This is a genomic window from Edaphocola flava (assembly GCF_004118155.1).
Taxonomy (GTDB): Bacteria; Bacteroidota; Bacteroidia; order Chitinophagales; family Chitinophagaceae; genus Edaphocola; species Edaphocola flava.
In genome coordinates, this window is record NZ_SAIQ01000001.1 from 1045150 (window position 1) to 1066269 (window position 21120).

Below are 21120 nucleotides of genomic sequence, written 5' to 3' on the forward strand. Positions count from 1 at the left end.
AAAAAAAATTGATTTTGCAAATATAATAGTTTTTGAAGATAAAAATTGGAATAGAAAGGCTAATTACCTATAATATCATTTGGTAAACAGGCCTCCATATTAAATATTTTAGCCATAAAAAGTAAAAATACCTGTCGGTGCACTAAAAGTGCTTCTGAATCTCATCTTTATACGTCTCCCCTATTGGTATGGTCATATCACCCACCTGCAGTGATTTATATTGCACCGAATCGATCCGCTTCAGGGGCACAATAAAGGAGCGATGGACTCTTATGAACAGGTTTCCAGGCAGTTGCTCCATGATATTTTTCATAGAAAAACGGGCTACGATCCGAGGTTTATTTTCCTGATAGATCTGTATGTAGTCATCCAATCCTTCAATGTACAGGATATCTTCATAAGGAATGCGGTGCAGTTTATAATCAGCACGAATCATCAGGTGACTTTGGGTCGTCTGGTTCTTACGGAAGTTCCATTCATTACGGGCCTTCTCCAATGCCTGCATAAACCGTTCTGATGAAAATGGCTTGAGCAGGTAATCGGTCGCATTTACATTAAAGCCCTCAACCGCATATTCACTGTATGCAGTGGTGAAAATGACCATAGGACCGTTCTCCAGCATTTTATAAAATTCAATCCCGTTCTTTACCGGCATCTGTATATCAAGAAACAACAGGTCTACCGGATATTTGTTCAGGTATTTTACCGCTTCGCTCTGGCTGGTAAAAGTCTTCTCCAGAGATACAAAATCGACCTGCTCACACAAGTGGGTGATCACTTTAAGGGCCAATGGTTCATCGTCTATAGCAATTGCTTTCATGATTCCAGGAATATTTTCAGGTCTACAAGATACATGCCGTCTGCCTGTGTGGCAAACTGAAGTTTATGCTTCTGCGGGTATAAAAGGTTTAGTCGTTTCTGCACATTTTCTATGCCGGTACCGGTTTTGTGCTGCTCGTCAAAACTATTTGCTGCAATGGTATTGAGTACGGTCAGGTGCAGCTGGTAATCGGAGAGCACAAACCTGATGTCTATTACAGAATCTTCATCGGGATTCACCCCGTATTTAAAGGCATTCTCAATAAAAGGGATCAATAGCATGGGTGCTATACGCTTACCATCGGGACTGCCCTCTACCTGCATACTGAACTTTACATTATCGCTGATCCGCAATTTCTGCAGATCGATATAATCTTTGATATATTGTATTTCTTTACTGAGGGCTACAAAGTCCTGCTCACTCTCACTCACTACATAGCGCATGATACCAGACAGCTTCAATACGGCTTCGGGCGCCCCATCTGATTTTTCAAGCGTAAGCGCATACAGGCTGTTGAGGGTATTGAACAGGAAATGAGGATTGATCTGTGCTTTCAGGTAAGACAGCTCAGCCTGCGTTTTTTCCTCGTGCATCTCGTCCATACGTACGTTAACCTTCATGAGTATAGACGAAAAATAGATGAGAAGGAATTGTACAATGCCACCGCCAAACAGTTCCATAACAAAACGGGAAGCCCGGCGGTGCTGCCGTGCCGGAAACTGCGGTCTTATACTGGGCCTGGCACGCTCAAAGAAAAATATCCAGTCGGGTAGTTTCAGGATCAGGAAAAAGCAGGCTATACTGATGAGTACATACAGTAGCTTCTGATCTTTAAAAAACAAGCGGGGTAAAAGAATATAGTAATTGAGATAGAAGAAAAACAGCAGCAGTACCTGCCGGCAGAAGACATTCTGAAAAGGTCTTATCGCAAACAGGTTTCGTCCGGTATTAAAATCGGGCGAAAACAGTACGGGCATCATCAGGAAGCCAATACTGCCCAGTATATGAAACATTATGGTGCGTTGCTTTTTAGTCATATCTATCGGTTGTTCTTCAAAATTAGTCCATACCACAACATACAAAATGTAAAATGCGACCAAAAGTGGTATTTCATCGGCATAAAATAGTCAAAAAATGCATATTCCTACAAAAAACAGCCATTTACCTATATTATTTTTCCGACAAGTAAAGGCATACTACTTTAGCATCACAACGGTTTTAGTTTTAGTAGTGCTAACCCCGGTTATTATTTAGGTAATAGTAGTATGAGTAGACAACAAAGTCGCGCCCGGCGCGGCTTTGTCTATTTTCAGACAGTACGGCTGCAGTAAGCTTTAAACTCGCAGACATAAGGTTGTTCACATTGCGGGCCCATATGTATCGCCGGTGCATCCGGTTCTTTTAGCAACTGCTGAAATGCAGTTATATTCTCATCCATTACGCTATAATTGGACTTTAGCTCTTCTGTCAGGTCTATGACTTTGTATCCATCCTGCCCGTCGTTCAGCACTATATTGAAGGTGAGCGGGGCATTTAATGTCGTGCTGCAGATATAATACTGCAGGCTCAGGTCCCAGATAAAAACGGGTTTGAGCTGTTCGCTGTTTTTGACCTCGTATATGGTATAAGCATCTCCTTCCTTCACCAGCACATCGGTCATCACCAGTGTTTTGCCACTGATAAAACAGGCTTCAAAAATAGTGACTGCCGGTTCCTGCTCCAATACGGCTCTAGTGTAGGAAGCGCCCAACGTATATATATCATTGCCCAGTACAGCGGGTACATCTACTGCGGGACTAAAGTGGCTTTTAAACAGGTATTCAAAATCTCTACCCTCCCGGAAGCGCTCCAGGGTAGCGGCATCGTGCGGGGTGCGCTCTTTGGGCTTATGCTTGTTGAGGTATAAATACTTCTGACACTGCATGCCTTTTACAAAGGTGCTTTTAGACAATTGGTAGAATTGCGGTGTCAGGTATCGTATCTCAATTGGGGCGTACATACTTATGGAAAAATACAAAATTAGCGTCTTTTGTAAACATAGATACCTTATGCTGAAGCGAAATCTATTCTTCCTCTTACTGGCTGGTTTCCTGAATGCCTGTAATACCAATAGTCCGGCACAGAAATCGACCGGCAAATCAGACCGGTATAACAACATTCCTGGGCAGGCCGGAGCCGCATTGCCTGCGGCTACAGCAAGGGGTAGTGCACTGGCCCGGGCCGCAGAAGACATAATAGATGATCGCATTGTATACGACCCGCAATACTTTGCTATTGATTATCCTAACGGAGATGTTCCCAAAGGTAAGGGGGTGTGTACAGATGTCGTTATCCGGAGCTTTCGCAAGATAGGTATTGATCTGCAGAAAGAGGTGCATGAAGACATGCAGGCTCATTTCGCTCTTTATCCCCAGATATGGGGCCGGAACTCTACCGACCGGAATATTGACCACAGAAGGGTTCCGAATCTGATGACATATTTTTCCCGAAAGAAATATGAAATGCCCATTACACAAAAAGGTACTGATTACTTACCCGGCGATATTGTGGCCTGGCGCCTGCCTGCCGGACAGACCCATATCGGTATTGTGAGCCGGGAGCCGGTCTCTCACAGAACGCATTACATGATTGTACACAATATCGGCAATGGCCAGGTGCTGGAAGATTGTCTCTTTAAGTTTGAGATCATAGGGCATTATCGTTTACCTTCATAAACATGACAACGTTTTGAGATATATAATTCAACAGATGGGGCGGCAATTTGCCGCCCCATCTGTTGAATTATTAAAAATGATTACTTTTTGGTACTATAGATCGCCATTGACTGTGGCAAATGGCTCTGGATGTTTTTGATCCGTGTGGCATCGCTGGGATGCGTACTCAGGAACTCCGGCGGGGCACCGACCGAACCGGCAGCCATTCTTTGCCAGAAGCCTACTGCCTCTGAAGGATTATATCCCGACATAGCCATAAAGTCCAGTCCCATAAGATCTGCTTCAGACTCATGTTTGCGGGAGAAGGGTAAGATAACCCCAACTGAGGTTCCTACTCCGTAAGCTGTATTGAACAGGTTACGGGTTTCCTGCGGTTTATTGGCCAGTGCTACACTCAATGCTGCTCCGCCAAACTCCTGTATCAGTCCCTGGCTCATGCGTTCATTACCATGACGTGCAATGGCGTGGGCAATCTCATGGCTCATGACTACTGCCAGTCCGGTTTCTGTTGCTGTAACCGGGAGAATTCCGGTATACACTACCACTTTTCCGCCGGGCATACAGAAGGCATTTTTCTGGGCATCCTGTACCAGGTTAAACTCCCAGTTGAATCCTTTCAATATACTGCTCTGGCCTTTACCGGCATAATAGGCCTGAATGCCTTGTGCCAGTTTATTGCCTACCCGCTGTACCATTTGTGCATCTGCCGTGCCGGTCACTCTTTTGTTCTGGGCAAGGAAGGTGTTATACTGCTCATTGGACAGTGAGGTAAGGGTACCTTCCGGTACCAGGTTCAGCGAGGTTCTGCCTGTAGTGGGGTTTTTAAAACACCCGGCTACACTTCCGGCAATGGCTACTGCCATTACCGCTCCCAATACTTTTTTCATTTCTTTTTTCATGTGTACTCGTATTTAGGTGGTTATCGATGAGGTTATTTAAACTCATACCCGATATCCTTACGGAAGTTCATGTTCCGGAAAGATATGGATGCAATATTCTCATATGATGTACGCAGTGCGTCCTGTATGTCATTTCCATAAGAGGTAACGGCCAGTACACGACCACCATTGCTGACTACGGCACCATCTTTGGTGGTAGTACCTGCATGGAATACTATACTGCTTTTTACCTGGTCCAGGCCGCTGATAGCATCACCTTTCTCATACGCTTCAGGATAGCCACCGGCTACCAGCATTACCGTACAGGCTGCTTCAGTTTTATGTTTTACCACTGCTTTATCCAGGGTGCCGGCTTTCATCTGTCCGATCAGCTCCAGCAGATCGTTTTCCAGTCTCGGCATTACGACTTCCGTTTCCGGATCGCCCATACGGCAGTTATATTCAATCACAAAAGGATCACCGTTTACATTGATCAGACCGAAGAACACGAATCCGTAATACGGAATTCCTTCTGCAGCCAGACCTTTGATCGTTGGTTCAACCACCTGGTCTACCACTTTTTGCATAAACTCGCCCTGTGCAAACGGCACCGGAGAGATAGCGCCCATACCACCGGTATTGAGGCCTTTGTCTCCCTCACCTATACGCTTATAGTCTTTTGCCTCCGGTAACAGTACATAATGTTTACCATCGGTAAAGGCAAAAACAGATAATTCTACACCGGTAAGGAACTGCTCTATAACTACTTTACTACCTGCATCTCCGAATTGCGCTTCTTTGATCATGGCGGTAAATACTTTTTTCGCTTCTTCTTTATCTTCTGTAATGACTACACCCTTTCCTGCAGCCAGACCATCAGCCTTCAGTACAATAGGTGTGCTGTGCTGCTCCAGGTAAGCCAGACCTTCGTCAAAATTACCGGCATCAAATGTGGCATATGCCGCGGTAGGAATATTGTGGCGTTGCATAAAGGCTTTGGCAAAATCTTTGCTGCCTTCCAGTGCTGCGCCCAGTTTAGACGGGCCTACGACTGTAATATGCTTCAGTTCATCGTCACTTTTGAAAAAATCATAAATACCGTTTACCAAAGGATCTTCCGAACCCGGGAAGAGTGTATCGATCTGGTTTTCGATACAGAAAGCCTTGATCGCCTCAAAATCATTGATACCCAAAGCAATATTGGTACCATATGCAGCCGTACCCGCATTACCAGGTGCGATAAACAGTTTTTGACAAAGAGGAGACTGACTCATTTTCCAGGATAAGGCAGATTCGCGACCTCCGGATCCTAACAGTAAAATATTCATCATAGAAAATAATGTGATAAAATGTGATTTTACGGCAAATGTACACCCATTTTTCACAAAAAATCGGCACACACCCGGGGGTATATGCCGATTCTATAGCCTGAAATTGTTATTTTATGAATTATTTTAGTAATAATTGGCCTGTATATAATCCGCTTCTCCGCGGGTATTACCAACCACTACAAAGCCTACGCTACCCTTTACAATATAACGGGCGGGTACGGTAAAGGCTTTATAACCATTTACATATCCGATCCAGTTATTACCAGATTGTTCGATCTTAACCTCGTTCCAGTTACCATTGCCATTAACATAGCTGGCTGTACGTGGACTTACGATGGTCGAAATATCATTACTACCTCCGTTACCACCCTCGTCATAAAGCGCCAGGTATCCGTCTACACTAATGGTGAAGGAATAACCATAAGCGCCTGAAGCGGCATCATAACCAAAGAGTAATCCCATATTATTGTCAGAACCGATACGGGTCTGGATCACGAAATTGCGATCAGGATTGAACTGTATATTTTTAGCTACATAAGAAGCTACTCCGTTGGGGTCGAGATAATTGAAAGAAAATGTTCCGTTGGATACTACCCCGTAAGCATCATTTACATTATCGGCAAAGTTCCAGTCATTACGGTTATCTACAAACTCATCTACAAATTCATAGGTATTGTCTGGCGGATAAGGATCCACATATTCTTTATAACATCCGCTTAAAAGAAAAGAAGCAGCAATCGTTGTCAGTAATAGTATTTTTTTCATCTCTAACTATTTAGTGCATTTAAGACTGTGCAATTTACGCAGGGTTTAAACAGGCACCTAAATTAATATGATCGGAAAATGTTTAGATTTGTACCCAACAAAAATTAAATGGTTATGAGCCCGGAGCAAGCTAAAGATATTTTAATGAAGAAAGATGGCTTTTCTCAATGGATGGACCTGGATATAGAAAAGGTAGATCACGGATACAGCAAACTGCATTATACTATAAGACCAGAAATGCTGAACGGATTCGGCACAGTGCATGGTGGGGTATTATTTTCTGCTTCAGACTCGGCACTGGCATTTGCCTGCAACAGTCATGGCATACTGAGTGTGGCTATGGAAGTGTCTATTTCTTATACCCGCCCGGCTTTTGAAGGACAGAGACTTACGGTAGAGGCACAGGAGATCAATCTGGGTAAGACTACTGCCCTGTATGACATCAAGACCTATAATGAGGAAGGTAAACTCATATGTGTATTTAAAGGTACTGTTTACCGCACCGGAAAGCCGGTCGAATAGGCCCCCAATATGAACTTATGGTTAAATAGGATCCACATATTATCTTATCGTATATAATAGGGGTAATTTGCGCTCGCATTTTAAAAATATGCGTTCGTATGAAACTAATTTACAAAGTATTATTTGCTATAGTAAGTATTGCTTTTGCTTATAACAGCTATGCGCAGACTACGGTGATAGATCCTCATGCAGACGGAGGATTTGAACTGGGCACTACCTTTGCAGCCAATGGCTGGACCCTGGTCAATAATTCCGGCAATGACGGGAATAACTGGTTTATCGGGAACAGTACCTTGTCTAATGCAGGCAGTACTTTTGCGCCTACCAACAGCCGTATCGCTTACATTTCTCAATCGAATAATGGTAGTAGCTGGAGTTATAACATCAACGAATACTCCACTACCCATTTCTATAAAAATGTTACGTTTCCGGCCGGACAAACGATCATTAACCTGAAGTTCCGCTGGAATGCTAAGGGAGAAGGGACCAGTTCGCAGGCATATGATGTACTGTATGTATATCTCTGCCCGACTACCCTTACACCGGTAACCAACTCTCCATATGGAACTTCCAACAACCCTGCATCCTGGACCGGAACCGGTACGGCGACTTTGCTGGGTGCATTTCACTCCTGTACGAATCCATCGGGCACTACAGCAAACCTGACGCTACCGGCAAATCTTGCCGGCACCAGCCGCAGACTCGTATTTACCTGGAAAAATGGTAATACACTGGGTATACAGCCCCCGGCTGCTATTGACAGTATTGCACTGACGACCGATTGTCCAAAATCTACGGTTACGATCAATAACCTTACGGCTCCATGCTCCAACCAGATAAACCTGGGTACTACGGTTATCAATAATGTGGCCGGAGGAACGTACCAGTGGTATCGTAATGGTAATCCGATACCGGGCGCCGTCACTCCTTCTTACAATTCCAATACTTTACTGAACGGAGACCTGGTGCAGGTGGTATATAGTACAAACAATGCCTGTGGGTATAAGGATACTGCAGATCTCACCATACACTACAATACCTCCGGGCAAAAAACAGAAAGCCTGAGCCTGTGTGCCCTGCAGCTGCCTTATGTATGGCGCGGCATTACCATTCCGGTTACTGCAGTGAGCAATCCGAACTATACCAGTGTAACCATACCACAGGGAAGCGGATGTGATAGTGTGATTACACTTAATCTAACGGTAACCCCTTCACCTTCTAAGACCGAGGTGATCAGTACCTGCCGTAACCTGCTGCCTGGTACTGTATGGAGGGGCAAACAGCTGCCGCCGAATGCAGTGAGCAATGCCCGGTTCGATTCTGTATATGTAAGCAATGTGCATGGTTGTGACAGTATCATTTTCCTCGACCTGCGTATTACGGATCAGGCCCAGGTGATCAGCCAGAATTTGAGAGACTGTAAACGCATCACCTTCCAGGGCAAAACATATACCAACAGTACAATAGTGAGGGATACGCTTTTAAACATGAGCGGTTGCGACAGCATTTATCATGTAACCAACCTCATCATTGATCATTTTACGGTAAGCCTGAGCAGCGATATTCCGAATCCCAATATCGGGGAATCGATCAATCTGCAGACTGCCTCCAGCGATGTAAACTACCAGGTTGTCGGCTGGTCTCCGGCAGAGCTGTTTCCGGACCAACAGGCCTACAGCCAGGGTATACCCGCACCGGAGCAGGCAACAGTTAAGGTTATTGCTAAAAATGATATCGGCTGTACAGACACTGCTATGCTGATTATCGCCGGTACCGATTTCTCTACCGACTTTATGATGCCGAATGCGTTCACTCCGAACAGTGATGGCAAGAATGATATATTTGAACCTAAGTTCCGCATGAAGCGCAATTATAATGTAGTTACTTTCGAAATCTTCAACCGCTGGGGCAACAAAGTATTCGGTAGTTACAATGCCGGAGACAAAGGCGGCTGGGATGGTTATGTGAATGGAAAAAGAGCCGCTGCAGATGTATATTTCTACTATATTGTAGTGTACTTCAGCGATGGCAGCAAAGTGGTGAAGAAAGGTGATGTTACTCTGATGTATTAATTTAATACATATCTATACTTAAAAAGGGCCGGGCATCCGACCCTTTTTAAGTATAGATACACCGCTAAAACAAATCATAAATTTTGTCAATATTATGTTTACGCTGTCATTACAATGTATATTTTCCTATTTTTGCATAGCATAAAAAATACATAATGGAAGAAATTGCAGCAGGCCCTTTACTCAGCACCATAGAATACCCTTCTGACCTTCAGAAGCTGGACAAACTCCAACTGCAACAAGTATGTAACGAACTCAGACAATTTATCATTGACTGTGTGAGTGTAAACGGGGGCCATTTCGGCGCCAGCCTTGGCGTTGTGGAGCTTACCGTAGCTTTACATTATGTGTTAAGGGCTCCTTACGATAAACTGGTATGGGATGTAGGCCATCAGGCTTACGGACATAAAATCCTGACCGGCAGAAGAAAGGTTTTCCACACGAACCGTAAATTTAAAGGCATCAGCGGGTTTCCGAATATCAGCGAAAGTGAATATGACGCGTTTGGCGTAGGCCACTCTTCTACGTCTATTTCTGCTGCCCTGGGCATGGCCATTGCGTCTAAACTGAAGGGAGAAACGGACCGCAGGCATGTTGCCGTGATCGGTGACGGTGCTATGACGGCCGGACTGCCTTTTGAAGCACTGAACCATGCAGGTGTGGCCAATGCCAATATCCTGGTTATCCTGAACGATAATAATATGAGTATTGATGCGAATGTAGGGGCACTGAAAGAGTACCTTACCGACATCACTACTTCTAAAACATACAATAAACTCCGCGATGATTTCTGGCACCTGCTGGGCAAACTGCCGGCGGCGAACTTCCAGAGAAATATGGCTTCTAAGATTGAAGCCAGCCTGAAAGGGGTGGTATCTAAGGCCAGTAACCTGTTTGAGGCGCTGGGCTTCCGCTATTTCGGACCTGTAGATGGCCACAATGTGGTGAAACTGGCCGATCAGCTGAAAGATATCGTAGATCTGCCTGGCCCGAAACTGTTGCACATCAAAACGGTTAAGGGTAAAGGTTATGACCTGGCGGAAAAAGATCAGACCCTGTGGCATGCCCCGGGATTGTTTGATAAAGTGACCGGTCAGATCAATACTAAAGTTTTTAATACTCCTCAGCCTCCGAAATACCAGGACGTATTCGGTAAGACCATTATTGAGCTGGCAGAACAAAACCCTAAGATTATGGGTATTACACCTGCCATGCCATCGGGTTGTTCGCTAAAGTATATGATGGCTGAGATGCCCGATCGTGCACTGGACGTAGGTATTGCCGAGCAGCATGCCGTTACGGTAAGTGCCGGACTGGCCACACAGGGTATGAAAGTGTTCTGTAACATTTACAGCTCTTTTATGCAACGTGCTTATGATATGGTGGTTCATGATGTAGCGATCCAGAACCTTCCTGTGATCTTCTGCCTGGACCGTGCCGGAGTAGTAGGTGATGATGGGGCCACGCACCACGGCGCCTATGATGTTGCCTATATGCGCTGTATTCCCAATATGATCGTTAGCTCTCCGATGAATGAATCAGAGCTGCGTAACCTTATGTACACGGCACAACTGGATGAAAATACGCATCCGTTCGTGATCCGCTACCCACGCGGGCAAGGTGTATTGCCGGAGTGGCAGACGTCAATGGAAAAAATTACTGTCGGTACCGGTCGCAAGATCAAGGACGGTAGTGAAATGGCGATTATTACCCTGGGGCACTGCGGTAACTTCGCAGTTGAGGCTTGTAAAGAGCTGACTACATTGGGTATTGATGCGGCGCATTATGATCTGCGTTTCGTAAAACCACTGGATGAGGCAATGCTGCATGAGATCGGTAAGCGCTTCAGCAAAATCATTACGGTAGAAGATGGCTGTATCCGTGGTGGTATGGGCAGTGCTGTACTCGAATTCTTCAACGAACATGGCTATAAACCATCTGTTACGATCCTGGGTATCCCGGATGAGATCGTAGAGCATGGTAAGCCGGAAGAACTGCATCATTTATGCGGTTATGATAAGGATGCCATTGTTGCTGCTGCCAAAAACTTCAGTTCCGTAGTGGCTGAAACTGTGAGCATTGGAGTTTAATTAACATCATTTCACATAAGCTTGGCTTTTAATACATTAAACGCTGCTTTATTTTTACAATCTAAATCAACAACAAAAAGACAAAATATATGAAAAAAGTATTTGCATTAATTCTGGCCGTGTTAACCCTGAGCACCACTGTAACGTTTGCGCAGGACGCCAAAGCTAAGGCCGTGCTGGATAAGCTTAGTGCGAAAATCAAAGGGATGTCCAGCCTTAAAGCCAGCTTCTCCTTTGTTGCTAAAGATTCAAAGGGTAAGGTGCAGCTGAACCAGAAAGGTACCATCATGATGAAAGGTGAAAAATACCATGTGACCGTTCCTAACCAGGAAATGATCTCTGATGGTAAAACCATGTGGACCTACATGAAAAGTAATAAAGAAGTACAGGTTGCAAACTACAATCCTGCAGAAATGACCATGTCTCCGGCTAAATTATTTTCCGGAAGCTATGCAAAGGATTTTAATTACACCTATGCAGGTCAGCAAACCATTAAGGGTAAAGTAGTTGATATTGTTTACCTGACGCCTAAATCGGCTAAAACTTTTAAAAGTGTAACCATCCTGATCGATCAGACTGGTATGGTTATGAGTGGTAGTGTAGAAGAGAAAAACGGTAACTATTATACTTATTCTCTTTCCGGTGTTCAGGCTAATGGCGCAAGCGCTGATGCTTTATACACCTTCAATGCAAAGGCATATCCTGGTGTTGAAGTAATCGATTTACGATAGTATTTTCTCATCATTTATATTAAAGATAGCCACTCCATCCCGGGTGGCTATCTTATTTTGTGGCAGACAATCTATTCTGGTTTTCAATAGATTAGTAATGTCTACTCTATTGAAAGATATTTACTACTTGTACGGGGTCATAAACCTGAACTCCCGTAACAACGCCGTCCTGGGTTTTTATCGTACACACATTACCCATATGAAATTTCAGGCGTCCAAGATTGCCCGAAGGGTCAATGAGTACGTTTGGATGGGTATAGTTATGGTTATCACGGGGCTTTGGCAGGATGAAAATATAATGATCAGGAGGAGACTTGGCTTTGTCAAAAATATATTTTAAACAGCCGGAGCACGCCTGATCAGCAACTAATACATTTTCAGGTAGTTTTTATACGACTACACTGCTGTACTGGAGGTGATCCGGTACCCCTTCTATATACTCTATTTCATTAAGGAATGTTTTCCATTCCTCACATTTGCGGTAATAATCCGGCGACAATGTAATATCCTTTAGTAGCCAGGTTCCGGTGATGTGTTTGCGGATATAACTTTGCTGCACCAGGGCAGATGCCCCCGGCGGTAAGCAACAATAAAAGTGCTGAAATGTATAATTTCCGATACATTATATATTAATAAAATATAAGAAAATTGCACTGATCGTGACAATTTTAAGACATAAATATGTAAAATATTCCTAAAATAATATATAAATCACAGAAAAGCAGCATTTATTGAATAATTTCGGGCTCCTTTTTATACTAGTACATTAACAGTAATTTCCATGAAATCTATATATACGATCGTCAGCCTTATGTGCATAAGTCCGCTGGTGTCTCTGGCACAATCGGAATCTTTGCGCATTACCGGTAAGGTATTTGACGAAACCAAGGCTCCGGCATCTTATGCCGATATCCGCTTATACCGTTCTTCTGATTCTTCTTTTGTATCCGGCGTGCCTTCTGCAGAAGATGGCAGCTTTGAAATAAAGGCAGAAAATGGAAAATACTATGCTACTGTTTCTCTTTTCGGCCTGTCCAGCAAGATAATTTCTATCAGTAAACAAACGGGAGAGGCTGATCTCGGTTCTGTGTACCTGAAAGCAACTGCTGTAGGCCTTAAGGAAGTTACGGTTACTGCAGATCAGAACCAGATGTCGCTCAAGATTGATAAAAGGGTATTTAATGTGGCGGCTGATCTGAACAATCAGGGTGCAAATGCTACCGAGGTGTTGCAGAATATTCCTTCGATTACGGTAGATGCTGAAGGCAATGTAAGTCTGCGGGGTAGCCAGAATGTGCGTATCCTTATTGACGGCAAGCTTTCGGGTTTTGCGTCTTCGGCAGATGCGTTGCAGCAGCTGCAATCCGATATGATCGATAAGATCGAAGTAATTACCAATGCCTCTGCACGATATGATGCACAGGGCGAATCGGGTATCATCAATATTATCCTGAAAAAGAATCAGAAAGCGGGTTTTAACGGTTCGGTGACCCTGAGAACGGGTTACTATCCCGATCATGGTGTTGGTATTAATGCCAATTACCGTACGGGCAAATTCAATTTTTTCGGTTCTTATACCTTAAGCCGCAGAGAACATCCCGGTACCAGCTATACTGATCAGCGGGTACAGAATGCGGATACAGGTTTCGCCTACCACCAGGACTATCGCCATGAACGCAAGAAATGGGGTAATAACGGTTCTTTTGGGTTTGATTATATGATCAATGATAAAAATACACTCAGCGTCACCGCATCTGTCCGCTCTGGCTTGGGCAATAATGTTTATTACCGGACCTATGAAAACTATGATCTGAATAATACCTTACTGAGTACGGATCAGCGCGATGAAGCAAACCGCGAAATGGAAGATCTGTTTGAGGGAAGTATTGCCTACACCAGAAAGTTCAACAAACCGGGTATGGAATGGAAAACGGAATTAAAAGGATTTCGCGACCAGGATTATGAAAGATCCAATTATACCGAAACATCTACCCGATATGCGCAAACTGAACTGGAATATTCTAAAACATATGTAACAGAACAGAATTTATTATTACAATCAGATCTTACAATTCCTTTTGCTAAAGATGGTAAGGTAGAGCTTGGTGGTCGCAGTCAGAACCGTTATTTCCTGAACGAATTCCGCTTTGGCGAAATGAATGCGGGCAACTGGGAAACGCCACAGGCATTTAATGATGATTTCGACTATGTGGAAAAAGTACATGCAGGTTATGTAATGGCCTCTAATACTTTTGGCAAGCTGGGTATGCAGGCTGGTCTGAGAGGAGAATATTCTGATATCCGTACCAGACAACAGTCGCAGGGCCAGTGGAACAAAAAAGAGTATATGAACTGGTTTCCGAGTGCCGCCATTTCATACCAATACAGCAAGCAGAAAACATTTCAGCTGAGCTATAGCCGCCGCATTAACCGTCCGGGTCAGTGGGATCTGATGCCGTTTATGAAATTCGGCGATAACCGTGAAATGCGTGTGGGTAATCCTAACCTTAATCCGGAGTACACCGATGCACTGGAGTTCAGCTTTATGCAGAACTGGGATAAGGGCTCTCTTTTATCATCTGTATACTACCGCAAAACTACCGATAAGATTGAGCGCATGGCATCCTATGGCAGTGACGGTATTATATACCGAATACCCCTGAATGTTGCAGACAGAAATGCCTATGGACTTGAGCTGAATGGTAATTACACATTAAGCAGCTGGGCACGCGTGACCAGTGGTTTCAATTTCTTTAAAGAGGTGGTATTCGGTACCTACCAGAACCAACATTTTGAGGTGAATAACTTTAGCTGGACAAACCGCACTTCCTTTAACTTTACCCTGCCTCAGCGTTGGAGAATACAGGTATCCGGCAACTATGAAGCGCCTAAGGTTAATCCACAAGGCCGCTCTCTGGCAGTGTACTTTGCCGATTTCGGTATGACAAAAGATATCCTGCGCAGCAAAGCCACTATCGGCCTTAATGTCAATGATGTATTCAATACCCGTAAGTGGCGCAGCATTACAGAAACTGCCGAGATCTACTCTGAGAGCATGTTCCAGTGGCGCCCGAGAAGTATACGACTGGTGTTTAACTACCGCTTCAACCAGCAACCTAAAGATCATTCCAAAATGGATGATATGATGGATGGTGAAGCTTAAGTATAAAAATAAAGAGGAAATGCGATATGCATTTCCTCTTTATTTTTATATCCTATTTCTTACAGTACGCCTACTTCCTGCATGCAGGTTTTCATCATCTCGTACGTACGCTCAATATCATTATCCAAACCTATGGAGAAACGGATCAGGCCATCGCTCAGACCCATTTCTGCCTGCTCTTCTGCCGGGATCTCGCTTGAAGTAGAAGTACCCGGCGCACTGAATAGTGTTTTATAAAAGCCCAGGCTTACTGCCAGGTAGCCGATATTGCGGTGCTGCATCAGTTCCATCAGCTCATTCGCTTTATCTAAGCTGCCAACATCAATGGTCATCATCCCGCCAAAGCCGTATTCTGCATTGTACATTTTCTTGTATAGCTCATGTCCGCTATGACTTGGTAGCCCGTTATACACAACTTTCAGTCCATCCTGTTCAAAACGCTCTGCCAGGAACAAAGCATTACGGCTGTGCTGCTGAATACGGATGTGCAGGGTGCGTAGGTTTTTCAGGATGCTGGCTGAACGGTAGCTGTCCATAGTTGGTCCCAGTAGCATTGCTGCGCCATCATTTACATTTCTCAGGTCATCGATGAATTGCTGTGTACCACATACCACACCACCAACGGTATCACTGCTGCCATTGATAAACTTGGTGAGACTGTGAATAACTACATCTGCACCTAAAGATATCGGTGCAATAGCCAGTGGAGAGAAAGTATTGTCCACCACCAGTTTTAAGTTGTGTTTCTTAGCCAATGCTGCCATGCCAGCGATATCGGTAATTTCCATAAGGGGATTGCTCACCGTTTCGCAATACAATACTTTAGTTTGGGGGGTAATGGCTTTTTCAACAATATCCAGCTTGGTGCTATCCACAAAAGTGGTGTGTATATTCAGCTTTGGCAGAAAATTTTTCATGAAAGCATAAGTACCTCCGTAAATGGTCCTGCTTGATACAATATGATCACCAGCACCACACAGTTGTAATAAGGTCGCGGTAATGGCGCCCATACCGGAAGCAGTTACATTAGCCGCCTCGGTGTTTTCCATAGCAGCCAGGGCCTGGCCCAGGTACAGATTGCTTGGAGAGGAGTGTCTTGAATACAGGTAACAACCTTCTGCATTGCCTTCAAAGGTATCGAACATCTTTTTGGCTGAAAGAAAGGTATACGTAGAAGAATCTGAAATAGACGGGTTGACTCCTCCGAATTCACCGAAATACTGTAAATCCTGGATTTTGTCTGCGGGATTAAAGCTCATAATACCAACTGAATTTTGATTAACGTTTTAATAGATTTGTTTATCTTTTTGACTAATAAATATCATATATCCTTCTGCTGATATTCCATCTCAGTCCGGCATACAGAAACAAATTGTTTCCGGAAGAAATACCACCACTATTTTTACGGAAATAATTACCTCCTGCTTCAATATAAATGTTGGGACGCAACTCATAAGCTGCATTCAGGTTTCCAAATAGTCCTTTTTCTACAATACCATTAAACATCCGATAGCTGTCCCCGGCCATACGCTGATCTGACAATCCGTATATGCCGTTTCCGATCTTCGCGCTATCTGCTCCTCTTTTAGATACAATGGCACGCGCTGTAATATTAAGTCTTGGTACCGGCTGGTATCTGAGCTGGGCAATCAGTTCAGCATAATTATTCCACATAGGATGTGCCAGAGGCTGATTGTAATGGGTAAAGCTGGTTATGCTGTCTTCCTGCGCCATATAGGTGAACGGACGGATGATATTAAACTCGGCCTGTGCATCCAGATTAGGCACTCCGGCCACATTGAAATATTTTATGCCCAGTTGGGCTGCATACTGGTTTTTCCAGGAGGCACTACCCAGGGCCGACCAGTCGGCACGATCTATGTATAACTGTCCGTATAGTTGCAGACCACTTAAAGGTAAAGCCTTGAACTGTAATCCCCAGGCATTATTATTAACCGTATTGCCTATACCCATTTGTTTCGCCAGGCTCTGGTAGCCAATTACGGGTACAATCATTTCTACCGGCACGCCTGTCTGTTTGGCAAACACTGTGCTTTCGAAAATACCCACATTCAACCAATGGTTGGGTGTATAATTCAATTGGTGAATACTGGCATACTTGCGTGGCAACAATCCATCTCCACTTAAGAGCACTGTATTATTGGACACCAGTTCTGTATACAGATTTTCATATGAAAAGTCTCCCCACTGGCTGCGCAAACGCAGGAAGGTTGCGGGTGCCGTTGAATTGGATATGACCAGGCTCCTGATCCCGTAACCGATCTGATTACGGTCGTAGCCAAAGGTGAGCCCGACATGATCTCTCCACAAAGCAAAATCAATATAGCCTCTTGCCAGGAAGAAATCATAATTATTACCATTCTTTACACTATAATGCTCTCCGGGAAACTGGCCCCTGTGGCGGGTTGCCCACTCATCTATGTAAGCAGGAACCTTCTCCTGGTTATCGGCCAGCATGGTATAAAAGCCTACCCTGTCTGCTATACGGCCGCGTACTTCTACCCCTCTTGTATTGATAGAACGAAAACCACCGTCTTTTTCATAACCGCCCTGCAGGTATAAAACAGGGTTTACAACCATGAAGAAGTCATCTTTATCAATATGCAGCAGATCCGGTTGTTTTTTATAAAAGTAACGGAGGACCGGACGCCTAGATTCTATGGCTCCGCCCTCTCCTGAAGAATTGGTATACCATTCTCCGCTGATGGAAATAGCCCTGCCAATATTATAGGCATCTATATCATTAACGACAAGGCCACGTGTGCGGCTCGCGCGCTGCACTTCGGCCAGGAAATCGACAACATCTTTCCGCGAATAGGGTTTAGAAGCAGTATTGAAAGCAGAGATCAGGTAGCCAGAACGGGTCTCCAGCCGGTCTACCAGGTCATACTCTTCAGATCCGTAATTGAGATAGGTATTCTGTGCGGCAACAGGTATTGCTGTAGCGCACAAGCTGAACAACATTGCGGCTGCACGTAAGGTGTATGTAGTTTTTAGTAAGGCCATAGTATCGATTTGAAACACTGAAGCGACACACAAAAGTATCTAAAATATATGGAATGTCATCGGGTCTGCTCATACATGCGAATACAGCACTTTATTTTACAAAAAGACAAACTCCATTCTGGAGATATAACCTATTTTTGAATAGATGAAGGTGTATACCAAAGTAGAAAAACTGATGGGTTCTGTTTTTACCCTTGGCATTGCAGCAGCCTCCGATAGTCAGGCTGCACAACTGCTGGATATAGGTATTGCAGAAATCAGGCGTATCGAAGATATGCTCTCTGAGTTTAAGCCCGATTCAGAAACCATTCTGATCAACAGGTCTGCGCCAGGTAAGCCTGTAACCGTTTCTGCAGAATGCTTTGCCATCATCAAACGATCGCTGGATATGTCGAAACTTTCCAAAGGTGACTTTGATATTACTGTAAGTCCTTTAAAAAAATTATACCGTTTTAAGAATACCGCTTTTGCAATGCCTGCCGCCGAGGAGATCAAAAGCACTTTGCAAACGATCGGATATACAAAGATCCTTACAGATGAAGCTGTACAGGCTGTTGGTTTTATCGCAGAAGGAATGCAGATCAGTTTTGCAGCGATCGGCAAGGGATATGCTGCAGACCGGGTAAAGATGCTATGGAAAAATGCAGGTGTACTATCAGGATATATCAATGCCAGCGGAGATCTTTGTGCCTTCGGCAATAAACCGGATGGCCAACCCTGGACTGTAGGTATTGCAAACCCCGACAATCCTGCAGAGATATTGTTCTACATACCGCTGAAAGATTCTGCAGTAGCTACTTCCGGTGATTATGAACAGCATTTCATACATGAGGGCAAACGGTACAGTCATAATATTGATCCGCATAGTGGTCTGCCCATATCCGGTATTAAAAGTGTTAGTGTCTTTTCTCCTGCAGCAGAATTGTCGGATGCCCTGGCTACGGCCGTTTACGTAAAGGGTATATCTAAAGGAATGGATTTTATCAATCAATTACCCCATACCCATTGCATCATCATAGATGAAGATAATCAGGTCTACGGATCTGAACAGTTGCAATAACTGTTATATTAAAATTAGTATATAGTTAATTCACAATTTATTTTCGACCTTTGTGCCCCAAAAAAGAACAGTACAAACACATTCAATCTAAGTATGAAATTCAGATATGACATAGGCTTACTACGGGCCATTGCAGTCCTTAGTGTATTATTATACCATTATAAAGTTCCCGGCTTTGGCGGAGGTTTCTCCGGAGTGGATGTCTTCTTTGTAATATCTGGTTTCCTGATGACAAAGATCATCCTTAGCGGGTTTGAGAAAGGCTCCTTTTCGGTGTGGAGCTTTATTGTAAAGCGCGCCAAAAGGATCGTACCACCACTGGTCGTGCTGGGATTCTGTTTGCTGCTGATCTCTAGTTTGCTATTTTTCGGTAATACGCATTCTCAAAACAGCAGGAACATATTTGTAGGCCTTACCTTTATTTCTAATATTTATTTCTGGCTTAAGCAAAGTTATTTTGACAGCGATGCGCAAAGCAATATTTTTCTGCACAGCTGGTCATTGTCTGTTGAATGGCAGTTCTACATGCTTTACCCGATACTGCTCTATCCCTTCAAAAAACTGTATTTCCATCACAAAAAATGGTTTACTGCCGGCTTGTTGACGTTTACGGCATTATCTTTTTCACTGTGTCTGCTGCTGATAGGAAAGTATAGCACTTTTACCTTTTATATGATCCCTACCCGTGCCTGGGAAATGACACTGGGTGGTCTCGCTTTGCTTTACTCTGATCATATAAAACTCAAGGATACTGCTCGGCGCATTCTTATTATACTTTCCTTCGGCATCATCCTGCTCTGTAATGTTTTTCTGAAAGAATCTATGCCCTGGCCATCGGCTTATACTTTATTTCCTGCCATAGCTACATTCCTCATTATTGCCTTAAATACCAACTACTCTTGGTATCAAAACAAGCTGTTTCAATTTGTCGGAAAGATATCTTATTCACTTTACCTATGGCACTGGCCTTTCTACGTTATATTCCGGTTTTTCCTCCTGGATAAATATCCGGTTTTATTGATTCCGATCGCCTTGTCATTCATATGCGCTATCTTATCCTACTACCTGATAGAGCAAAAGGAAGGATTTGGCCGCATGCGTTTTATTATCCCTACAGCACTGGTCAGCCTTGGCTGTGCGCTGGTATTTTTCTACAAACCTGCCAATGCTTTTACCAATAGTGTCCGGGTCTTTAATGACAACTACAAAGCCTATTATGATAAGTATGATCAGCTGGATCAATTCAATGCCCATAGTTGTTTTGTAACCAGTGATGAACAATATACAAAGTACGACTATGCTAATTGCCTTAAGGTAGATGTTGCTAAACAAAACATCCTTTTGCTGGGCGATAGTCATTCGGCAGAATTATCAAAATCTTTCCGCAAAAGCTTGTCTCCGGATCAGCATTTACTCGAAGTATCTGCGGGGATGACTTTTCCATTCCTGGAGCCTAAAGGATTAGAAAGATCGGTAACGGTGCTTCGCCATTTTTATAAAGAATTTTTGCCGGCGCAGAAACAGCACATCAATAAATTATTTATTTCTGTACACTGGCTGATGGATCTGGGCTATTCAAAACCGGAAATAAAAACACATATCCAGGAACTGATACAATACCTGGAACAAAACAACATCAACTATTACTTTATTGGTCAGACGGAAAAATATACAGCGCCATTCCCGAAAATAGCATTGCAGCTTGATAAAAAAGTAGACCAGATTCCGGATATGTACTACGACCAGAATGGTGCTGAAATGAACCATTTTCTGATGAGCTTCATTCCTAAGGAAAGATATATTAATGTATACAAACTGCCAGGTATGCGTAAAATAGATCAGCAGTCTAATATGCCATATATGTTTGACAATAATCACCTTACTGAATATGGTGCAGATCAGTTAACTGCTTATTTAATCAGAAATAAATATTTATAGACCTATATT

17 protein-coding genes are annotated in these 21120 nt (G+C 43.7%); 8 read left to right on the forward strand and 9 right to left on the reverse strand.

The features are described from left to right. Window positions 1-142 precede the first annotated feature (142 nt). From EMP01_RS04475 to EMP01_RS04485, 3 genes are all read right to left on the reverse strand, one after another. The gene (locus EMP01_RS04475; protein ID WP_202615987.1) at window positions 143-820 is read right to left on the reverse strand and encodes a LytR/AlgR family response regulator transcription factor; all 678 of its coding nucleotides are present in this window, start codon (window positions 818-820) and stop codon (window positions 143-145) included. Beyond that, window positions 817-1857, reverse strand: a complete 1041-nt coding sequence (locus EMP01_RS04480; RefSeq protein WP_129020273.1) for a sensor histidine kinase — start codon at window positions 1855-1857, stop codon at window positions 817-819. Before EMP01_RS04480 ends, EMP01_RS04475 begins: the two co-directional genes overlap by 4 nt. Window positions 1858-2129: 272 nt before the next feature. Further along, complete coding sequence (locus EMP01_RS04485) at window positions 2130-2819, reverse strand: hypothetical protein (protein WP_129020274.1); 690 nt, start codon at window positions 2817-2819, stop codon at window positions 2130-2132. Window positions 2820-2868: 49 nt separating this feature from the next. Between EMP01_RS04485 and EMP01_RS04490 the strand changes: the two genes are divergently transcribed. After that, window positions 2869-3534, forward strand: a complete 666-nt coding sequence (locus EMP01_RS04490; RefSeq protein ID WP_129020275.1) for a DUF1287 domain-containing protein — start codon at window positions 2869-2871, stop codon at window positions 3532-3534. A gap of 80 nt (window positions 3535-3614) precedes the next feature. Here EMP01_RS04490 and EMP01_RS04495 read toward each other — a convergent pair whose 3' ends face one another. From EMP01_RS04495 to EMP01_RS04505, 3 genes are all read right to left on the reverse strand, one after another. After that, window positions 3615-4433: a M48 family metallopeptidase gene (locus EMP01_RS04495; RefSeq protein WP_202615988.1), complete on the reverse strand. Its 819-nt coding sequence runs from the start codon at window positions 4431-4433 to the stop codon at window positions 3615-3617. 32 nt (window positions 4434-4465) lie between these two features. Beyond that, window positions 4466-5743, reverse strand: coding sequence for a phosphoribosylamine--glycine ligase (purD, locus tag EMP01_RS04500; RefSeq protein WP_237559472.1), 1278 nt, complete (start codon window positions 5741-5743; stop codon window positions 4466-4468). Window positions 5744-5866: 123 nt separating this feature from the next. Further along, window positions 5867-6508, reverse strand: coding sequence for a hypothetical protein (locus tag EMP01_RS04505; protein WP_129020276.1), 642 nt, complete (start codon window positions 6506-6508; stop codon window positions 5867-5869). 114 nt (window positions 6509-6622) lie between these two features. Here EMP01_RS04505 and EMP01_RS04510 point away from each other — a divergent pair, with 114 nt between their 5' ends. From EMP01_RS04510 to lolA, 4 genes are all read left to right on the forward strand, one after another. Next, entirely contained in the window at window positions 6623-7030 is a 408-nt protein-coding gene (locus EMP01_RS04510; protein WP_129020277.1) for a hotdog fold thioesterase, read from the forward strand. 98 nt (window positions 7031-7128) lie between these two features. Continuing rightward, window positions 7129-9102, forward strand: a complete 1974-nt coding sequence (locus EMP01_RS04515) for a T9SS type B sorting domain-containing protein (RefSeq protein WP_129020278.1) — start codon at window positions 7129-7131, stop codon at window positions 9100-9102. Between the two features lie 155 nt (window positions 9103-9257). Beyond that, a complete protein-coding gene (gene dxs / locus EMP01_RS04520) occupies window positions 9258-11192 on the forward strand; it encodes a 1-deoxy-D-xylulose-5-phosphate synthase (protein WP_129020279.1) in 1935 nt (644 codons plus the stop codon). Between the two features lie 89 nt (window positions 11193-11281). Continuing rightward, on the forward strand, window positions 11282-11923 hold the full coding sequence (gene lolA, locus EMP01_RS04525) for an outer membrane lipoprotein chaperone LolA (protein ID WP_129020280.1): 642 nt from the start codon (window positions 11282-11284) through the stop codon (window positions 11921-11923). A 388-nt stretch (window positions 11924-12311) separates the two neighbouring features. Here the strand turns inward: lolA and EMP01_RS15495 are convergent, their stop codons facing one another. Further along, window positions 12312-12482, reverse strand: coding sequence for a hypothetical protein (locus tag EMP01_RS15495; protein ID WP_161971217.1), 171 nt, complete (start codon window positions 12480-12482; stop codon window positions 12312-12314). 222 nt (window positions 12483-12704) lie between these two features. On the opposite strand from EMP01_RS15495, the gene EMP01_RS04530 reads away from it, so the two are divergent. Next, window positions 12705-15086: a TonB-dependent receptor domain-containing protein gene (locus EMP01_RS04530; RefSeq protein ID WP_129020281.1), complete on the forward strand. Its 2382-nt coding sequence runs from the start codon at window positions 12705-12707 to the stop codon at window positions 15084-15086. Between the two features lie 59 nt (window positions 15087-15145). Here the strand turns inward: EMP01_RS04530 and EMP01_RS04535 are convergent, their stop codons facing one another. Together EMP01_RS04535 and EMP01_RS04540 are read right to left on the reverse strand one after the other, a co-directional pair. Next, on the reverse strand, window positions 15146-16345 hold the full coding sequence (locus EMP01_RS04535; RefSeq protein WP_129020282.1) for an aminotransferase class I/II-fold pyridoxal phosphate-dependent enzyme: 1200 nt from the start codon (window positions 16343-16345) through the stop codon (window positions 15146-15148). Window positions 16346-16397: 52 nt separating this feature from the next. After that, window positions 16398-18113 (reverse strand): hypothetical protein, encoded by a 1716-nt coding sequence (locus tag EMP01_RS04540; protein WP_129020283.1) that lies wholly within the window; start codon window positions 18111-18113, stop codon window positions 16398-16400. A 145-nt stretch (window positions 18114-18258) separates the two neighbouring features. Between EMP01_RS04540 and EMP01_RS04545 the strand changes: the two genes are divergently transcribed. After that, the gene (locus tag EMP01_RS04545) at window positions 18259-19173 is read left to right on the forward strand and encodes an FAD:protein FMN transferase (RefSeq protein WP_129020284.1); all 915 of its coding nucleotides are present in this window, start codon (window positions 18259-18261) and stop codon (window positions 19171-19173) included. Between the two features lie 93 nt (window positions 19174-19266). Next, window positions 19267-21111 (forward strand): acyltransferase family protein, encoded by a 1845-nt coding sequence (locus EMP01_RS04550; protein ID WP_129020285.1) that lies wholly within the window; start codon window positions 19267-19269, stop codon window positions 21109-21111. Window positions 21112-21120: the final 9 nt, after the last annotated feature.

What these genes read in the sequence shown, in the direction of transcription:
- EMP01_RS04475 (WP_202615987.1), bottom strand. Translation starts at nt 820, where the DNA reads ATGAAAGCAATTGCTATAGACGATGAACCATTGGCCCTTAAAGTGATC.
- EMP01_RS04480 (WP_129020273.1), bottom strand. Translation starts at nt 1,857, where the DNA reads ATGACTAAAAAGCAACGCACCATAATGTTTCATATACTGGGCAGTATT.
- EMP01_RS04485 (WP_129020274.1), bottom strand. Translation starts at nt 2,819, where the DNA reads ATGTACGCCCCAATTGAGATACGATACCTGACACCGCAATTCTACCAA.
- EMP01_RS04490 (WP_129020275.1), top strand. Translation starts at nt 2,869, where the DNA reads ATGCTGAAGCGAAATCTATTCTTCCTCTTACTGGCTGGTTTCCTGAAT.
- EMP01_RS04495 (WP_202615988.1), bottom strand. Translation starts at nt 4,433, where the DNA reads ATGAAAAAAGAAATGAAAAAAGTATTGGGAGCGGTAATGGCAGTAGCC.
- purD (WP_237559472.1), bottom strand. Translation starts at nt 5,743, where the DNA reads ATGATGAATATTTTACTGTTAGGATCCGGAGGTCGCGAATCTGCCTTA.
- EMP01_RS04505 (WP_129020276.1), bottom strand. Translation starts at nt 6,508, where the DNA reads ATGAAAAAAATACTATTACTGACAACGATTGCTGCTTCTTTTCTTTTA.
- EMP01_RS04510 (WP_129020277.1), top strand. Translation starts at nt 6,623, where the DNA reads ATGAGCCCGGAGCAAGCTAAAGATATTTTAATGAAGAAAGATGGCTTT.
- EMP01_RS04515 (WP_129020278.1), top strand. Translation starts at nt 7,129, where the DNA reads ATGAAACTAATTTACAAAGTATTATTTGCTATAGTAAGTATTGCTTTT.
- dxs (WP_129020279.1), top strand. Translation starts at nt 9,258, where the DNA reads ATGGAAGAAATTGCAGCAGGCCCTTTACTCAGCACCATAGAATACCCT.
- lolA (WP_129020280.1), top strand. Translation starts at nt 11,282, where the DNA reads ATGAAAAAAGTATTTGCATTAATTCTGGCCGTGTTAACCCTGAGCACC.
- EMP01_RS04530 (WP_129020281.1), top strand. Translation starts at nt 12,705, where the DNA reads ATGAAATCTATATATACGATCGTCAGCCTTATGTGCATAAGTCCGCTG.
- EMP01_RS04535 (WP_129020282.1), bottom strand. Translation starts at nt 16,345, where the DNA reads ATGAGCTTTAATCCCGCAGACAAAATCCAGGATTTACAGTATTTCGGT.
- EMP01_RS04540 (WP_129020283.1), bottom strand. Translation starts at nt 18,113, where the DNA reads ATGGCCTTACTAAAAACTACATACACCTTACGTGCAGCCGCAATGTTG.
- EMP01_RS04545 (WP_129020284.1), top strand. Translation starts at nt 18,259, where the DNA reads ATGAAGGTGTATACCAAAGTAGAAAAACTGATGGGTTCTGTTTTTACC.
- EMP01_RS04550 (WP_129020285.1), top strand. Translation starts at nt 19,267, where the DNA reads ATGAAATTCAGATATGACATAGGCTTACTACGGGCCATTGCAGTCCTT.